Source organism: Actinoplanes sp. NPDC051633 (assembly GCF_040681735.1).
Taxonomy (GTDB): Bacteria; Actinomycetota; Actinomycetes; order Mycobacteriales; family Micromonosporaceae; genus Actinoplanes.
Genome location: NZ_JBFAZH010000389.1, coordinates 1 through 6,305 on the forward strand (window position 1 = coordinate 1; position 6,305 = coordinate 6,305).

5 protein-coding genes and 1 pseudogene are annotated in these 6,305 nt (G+C 69.0%); 5 read left to right on the forward strand and 1 reads right to left on the reverse strand.

The features are described from left to right. The 5 genes and pseudogenes from AB0M20_RS21465 to AB0M20_RS21485 all read left to right on the forward strand — a co-directional run. Positions 1-404 (forward strand): annotated as a pseudogene (locus tag AB0M20_RS21465) (ABC transporter substrate-binding protein); the annotation flags it as partial. 2 nt (positions 405-406) lie between these two features. Then, positions 407-1,348, forward strand: a complete 942-nt coding sequence (locus tag AB0M20_RS21470) for a sugar ABC transporter permease (protein WP_364300677.1) — start codon at positions 407-409, stop codon at positions 1,346-1,348. Position 1,349: 1 nt separating this feature from the next. Next, positions 1,350-2,219: a carbohydrate ABC transporter permease gene (locus AB0M20_RS21475; protein WP_364300679.1), complete on the forward strand. Its 870-nt coding sequence runs from the start codon at positions 1,350-1,352 to the stop codon at positions 2,217-2,219. A gap of 2 nt (positions 2,220-2,221) precedes the next feature. Continuing rightward, entirely contained in the window at positions 2,222-3,910 is a 1,689-nt protein-coding gene (locus AB0M20_RS21480; RefSeq protein WP_364300681.1) for a family 43 glycosylhydrolase, read from the forward strand. A 134-nt stretch (positions 3,911-4,044) separates the two neighbouring features. Next, positions 4,045-4,956, forward strand: coding sequence for a glycoside hydrolase family 43 protein (locus AB0M20_RS21485; protein ID WP_364300683.1), 912 nt, complete (start codon positions 4,045-4,047; stop codon positions 4,954-4,956). A gap of 9 nt (positions 4,957-4,965) precedes the next feature. On the opposite strand, the gene AB0M20_RS21490 is transcribed toward AB0M20_RS21485, so the two are convergent. Beyond that, a complete protein-coding gene (locus tag AB0M20_RS21490; protein WP_364300685.1) occupies positions 4,966-6,144 on the reverse strand; it encodes a serine hydrolase domain-containing protein in 1,179 nt (392 codons plus the stop codon). Positions 6,145-6,305: the final 161 nt, after the last annotated feature.

Below are 6,305 nucleotides of genomic sequence, written 5' to 3' on the forward strand. Positions count from 1 at the left end.
CGCAGATCGGCACCCAGAAGGCCGCGTGGGCCGGCTCGCACAACTTCGTGCAGTTCAAGCAGAAGGCCAACGACCCCAACAAGCTGACCGCCGGCAAGGTGTTCATCAACTACATCAGCCAGCAGTCGCTCGAGTGGGCCAAGGGCGGCCAGGTGCCGGCCCGCAAGGAGGTCCGGGACAGCGCCGAGTTCGCGGCGCTGAAGGAGCAGGCGGCGATCGGTTCGCAGATCGACGACCTGCACTTCCCGCCGTCGGTGCCGGGCATCGCGGACGCCATGGCGACCATCGACACCGCCGTCAACGAGGCGATCCTCGGCCGCAAGGAGCCGGCCAAGGCGCTGTCCGACGCGGCCGCCAAGGCCAACCAGATCCTCGAGCAGAACCGCAAGAAGTACGGCGGCTGAGCATGACCACCCAGACCGTCACGGAGACGACGGCGGCCTCCGCGGAGACGACGGCGTCTCCGCGGCGGCGCGGTCCCGGCCTGACCCCGTACCTGTTCCTGCTGCCGTACGTCGCGATCTTCACGACGTTCACCCTGGTCCCGGCGCTCTACGGGCTGTGGATCAGCCTGCACGACTGGGACTACCTGCTGCCGGGCAAGCCGTTCGTCGGCCTGGACAACTACGGGGCCTTGCTGGACAGCGCCTCGCCGGTGTTCGACTTCTTCTGGAACAGCATGGAGGCCACCGGGATCTTCACGGTGGCCAGCGTCCCGCTGCTCGTGGTGGTGCCGCTGGGCCTGGCGATGCTGCTGAACCGCGCCTTCCCGGGACGCACGCTGTTCCGGGCCGTCTACTTCGCACCGTACGTGCTGGGTGTGGCCGTCATCGGCCTGCTCTGGCGTTTCCTGCTCGACCCCAACCTGGGCATGGTGAACGCGGTGCTCGGCGCGGTCGGGCTGCCCGCGGACACGCCGTGGATCACCGCCCTGCCGTGGGCGTGGATCTCGCTGGTCGGGGTCACGGTCTGGTGGACGCTGGGCTTCAACGCGGTGATCTACCTGGCCGGCCTGCAGGACATCCCGGCCGAGCTCTACGACGCCGCCCGGGTGGACGGCGCGGGGCGCTGGGCGGAGTTCCGCAACGTCACCCTGCCCGGGCTCCGTCCGGTGCTGGTGTTCGTGGTGATCAACACGATCCTGGCGTCGGCCAACATGTTCGGGCAGTCCTATCTGATCACCCAGGGGGCGCCGGGCGTGGAGACCCGCACGGCGATCATGTACATCGCCGACGAGGGCCTTCGCGCGTACAACATGGGCAGCGCCGCCGCGATGAGCTACGTGCTCACACTGGGTCTGCTGCTGATCAGTGTGATCGTGTTCCGGCTGTTCCGGGAGAAGGACTGACATGGGCCATCCAACAGCCCCACCACCGCCCAAGACCGGACTGAAGACCAACCTGAAAGGTATCGCCTGGTACACCGTGTTGATCGGGATCAGCATCGTCTTCATCGCGCCGCTGGTCTGGATGCTGCTGACCTCGTTCAAGACCACCGGCGAGGCCACCCGGGTCCCGCCGGCGTGGCTGCCCGAGGACCCCAGCACCCGGGCCTACGACGCGCTGTTCGCCGGCAACACGCAGACGCCGGTGCTCCGCTGGTTCCTGAACAGCATGGTGGCGGCGATCGGGCAGGCGATCCTGGTGCTCGTGGTCGCCTCGATGGCCGCGTACGCGCTGGCCCGGATGCAGTTCCGCGGCAAGAACGTGATCTTCGCGGTGATCATCGGGACGCTGTTCGTGCCCGGCTTCGTCATGCTCATCCCCAACTTCCTGATGGTCGACCGGCTGGGCTGGCTGGACAGCCTGTGGGCGCTGATCATCCCCGGCGCGGCCAGCGCCTTCGGCGTGTTCTTCCTGCGCCAGTTCTTCTCCACGCTGCCCCGCGAGCTGGAGGAGGCGGCGCTCCTCGAGGGCGCCAACGCGTGGCAGATCTTCACCAAGGTGATCCTGCCGCTGTCCAAGCCGGCGCTGGCCACGCTGACGGTGATCGCGTTCCTGACCAACTGGAACGACTTCATCTGGCCGGTCTACGTTCTGTTCAGCCCGGAGAACCTGACCCTGCCGCCGGGCCTGGCCACGCTCCAAGGCGCGTACACCACCGACTATCCGGTGATCATGGCCGGCGCCGCGCTGGCCAGCATTCCGGTATTGATCCTCTTCGTGATCTGCCAGCGGTACATCATCGAGGGCGTCTCACGAAGCGGCCTCAAGGGGTAAAAATGCGACGTTTATTCTCGTTATTAGCTCTGTTACTCGTTCTCGTCCCGACTGCTGCCCACGCCAACCCGATCTCCGAGTCCTTTGCGGACACCTTCGCCGATCCGGTGATCGTGCCGGGCGGCGACGGGTGGTACTACGCCTACGGCACCACCGACCCGCTGCGCGAGGGCGAGAGGGTCGCGCACCGCATCCCGATGGCGCGATCGAAGAACCTGGTCGACTGGACCTACGTCGGCGATGCGTTCAGCGCCGGGCAGAAACCGGCCTTCGCCGCGGACAACACCGCCTTCTGGGCGCCCGATGTACGGAAGATCGGCAACCGGTGGGTCATGTACGTGACCGTCACCGAGACCACGGTCGCACCCGGCGCCTCGGCCATCGGCGCGGCCACCGCGCCAACCCCGACCGGTCCGTGGACCTTCGTGGACACTCCGGTGGTCGCACCGAGGCCGAGCGGAGACGGCGGCTGGCTGTGGACCTTCGACCCCACGCTGCTGGCCACGCCCGACGGCAAGAAGTTCCTCTACTACGGCAGCTACTTCGGCGGCATCTGGGTCAGCGAGCTGACCGCGGACGGCCTGCGGATCACGGGTACGGCCACCCGCGTCGCGATCGACAACAAGTTCGAGGGCGCATACGTCGTCCGTAAGAACGGCTGGTACTACCTCTTCGCATCGTCGGCGAACTGCTGCGCCGGGCCGACCACCGGATACTCGGTCTCGGTCGGGCGCAGCCGGGATCCGCGCGGCCCGTTCGTGGACAAGCTCGGACAGTCGCTCAACGTGTCCCGGGCCGGCGGCACGCCGGTGATCGCGCCCAACGGCAACCGCTGGGTGGGCACCGGGCACAACGGCATCGTCACCGACCGGATCGGCCAGGACTGGTTCGTCTACCACGCGATCGACCGCAGCGACCCGTACCTGGACGAGCCGTTCGGCATCAACGAGCGCCCGATGCTGCTCGACCGCCTGGACTGGATCAACGGCTGGCCGACCGTCCGGGGTGGGCGGTGGGCGTCGGACGTCCTCCGGGACAAGCCCGGCCGGCCGGTGAACTACTCGCCGGCGCCGGTGCCGACCCCGAAGTACCCGCTCTTCTCGGAGGACTTCAACCGCGGCCTGGGCAGCGGCTGGAGCTGGGTGAGGCAGGATCCGGCCGCCACCGTCAGCGGTGGAAAGCTGAACTGGCCGGTGCAGGGCGCGGATCTGACCGGGACCAGCAACAACGCGGGCGTGCTGCTGCGGAACGCGCCGAAGGGCCGGTGGATCGCCGAGACCAAGCTGACGCTGCCGCTGGGCGAGGACACCGTGCGCAACTACCAGCAGGCCGGTCTGATCGCGTACGTGAACGACGACCTGTTCGCCCGCAACGACGTGGTCGCCATCTGGAACACCCGGCAGGTCGAGTTCGGCAAGGAGATGCCGTTCGCGGACGCGTTGTCCTACGGCGGGACCATCGCCGGCACGCCGGGCCTGGAGACCACCTGGCTGCGGCTCGCGCACCGGACCGACGCCTCCGGCGAGCACGAGTACCGGGCCGGCGTCAGCAACGACGGCCGCCGCTGGACGTGGGGTGGCGTGTGGACGCTGCCGGCCGACACCACACCGAGGATCGGCCTCGTCGCGCACGGCGGCGCCGAGCCGGCGGTCACGGCCCAGTTCGAATACTTCCGGTTCAGCCGGTGGTGAAAAGGCAAGAAGTGGTAGCCCAGCGGTCCATCCGACGCTCGAATGGCCTTCTGGGCTACCACTTTCTGGTTGTCGCGGCGCTGGCGCTGGCCGGCTGCGGTGACCCCGCACCAGCGATGGAGACGGAGGCGCCCGTGCAGACGTTCACCAACCCGGTGTTCAAGGAGAACTTCCCCGATCCGGGCGTGATCCGGCACGAGGACACCTGGTACGCGTACGGCACGAACAACGACGCGGCGAACGTACCCGTGCTGACCTCGACGGATCTCGTCAACTGGACCGGCGCCGGGGACGCGATGCCCGAGGTCGGCACCTGGGCCACCAAGGGCAACACGTGGGCGCCCGAGGTCATCTCCGGCGACGGCGGCTGGCTGCTCTACTACACCGCCCGGTCCACGGCGACCGACCGGCAGTGCATCGGGGTGGCGTTCTCCGCCAAGCCGGAGGGCCCGTTCGTCGACGAGTCGGACAAGCCGCTGATCTGCCAGGCGGACGAGGGCGGGTCGATCGACGCCAGCCCGTTCACGGCCGCCGACGGCAAGCGTTACCTCTACTGGAAGAACGACGGCAACGCGATCCAGCAGCCGACGTACCTGTACGCGTCCGAGCTCAGCGCCGACGGCCGGCGGCTGGCCGGGAGTTCGAAGCAGCTGCTGGTCAACGACGCCGCGTGGGAGGACCACGTGATCGAGGCGCCGCAGCTGGTCGAGCACGACGGGAAGTTCTTCCTGTTCTACTCGGCCAACGCGTTCGACCGGGACGTCTATGCGATGGGCTACGCGGAGTGCGACACCCCGCTCGGGCCGTGCCGTAAGGCGGCGGAGAACCCGATCCTGAAGTCGACACCCGCCGCGGCCGGCCCGGGGCACAGCTTCCTGGTCACCACGCCCGGTGGCGAGAGCTGGCTGCTCTACCACGCGTGGCCGCCGGACTCGATCGGCAGCGTCTCACCCGGTCGGCAGCTGTGGCTCGACCGGGTGGACTGGGCCGGCGGCAAGCCCGTGGTGAAGGGCCCGACCGCCGACCCGCAAGCCCTGCCCCGCTAGCCTGCCCCGCTAGCCGACCAGGTGGCGGCGCAGGTCGGTGGCGGCCGACCGCGCCGTCACCGATCCGGCGTCGCCGAACGCGGCCGTGAAGAACTCCGCCACGGCGATGTCGATCGGGTGCGGCTCGGTCAGCGACGTCCGATAGAACGCCATGCTCTGGGCGTAGGTCATCTGCCGCTTGCCGTCCTCGGTGTGCCACGAGATCGTCTGATGGCCGACGGTGCCGCCGTCGTGGCCCCACACCCGCCCGGTCGGCAGCTGCGCCCAGTAGAGCCCCAGACCGTACCCGCCGGCCTCGGGATACGCCGGATCCTGCACCACCGTGGTCTTCATCTGAGCCAGCAGAGCCGGCCGCAGCAGCCGGCCGGTCAGCAGGGCCCGGAAGAAGACGTTCAGGTCGTCCGCTGTGGACACCATCTCGCCCGCGGCCCACGCCCACGTCATGTTGTAGCGGGTGAAGTCGCGCAGCTGCCCGTCGGGCGGCCACGGCACGTACGCGTGCATGTGCGGCCCGCGGATCACCGGGTCGGCGCCCTCGAAGTAGGTGTCCGTGAGGCGCAGCGGCTTGAGGATCCGCCGGCTCACCTCGGTGCGGTAGCTGTGCCCGGTCACCCGCTCGATGATCAGGCCGGCCAGGATGTAGTTGGTGTTCGAATACGACCAGCCGGTCGTCGGCGCCGCGGCCAGCCCGATCCGCACCAGCTGCTCGGGCCGGTAGGTGGTCCGGCCCATGTCGATGATGGCCTGCGGCGACTTGAGCAGCTCGGTGTCGTAGTCGCCGATCCCGCTGGTGTGGTTGAGCAACATCCGCACGGTGACCCGGTCACCGACGGCCTTCGGCACCAGTCCCGTGGACAGATAGCGGCCGATCGGCGCGTCCAGCCGGACCCGCCGCTCGCCGGCCAGTTGCAGCATGGTGGTCGCGACGAATGTCTTGGTGATGCTGCCGATCCGGTGCCGCAGGCCGTCGCGCACCGGCCTTTGCGACCGCACGTCGATCACCCCGGCGGTCGGTGTCCACACGCGGCGGCCGTCGCGTACCTCGGCGAAAGCCCCCGGCATCCCCGCTGCGTGCACGGCCTCCAGCTTGCGCTGCAGATCGGCGCCGGACGGTGCGGCCACCGCCGCTCCGGCCGGCGCGACCAGCACCACGGCCGCGACGGCGACGGTCAGTGTTCGTCTCAACATCGTGCCTCCCCTCGTGGTTCCCCGTGGCTCCATGCTCGCGGTCGGGGAGAGGGGATGTCGTCCGGCGCGGGGACGATCGTCCGGGTCCACCGCGCGGAGGACCCGGCGAAGTCAGTCGTCCTTGTCGCCGCTCATGCCTTCCATCGCCGAGGCGATGGAAG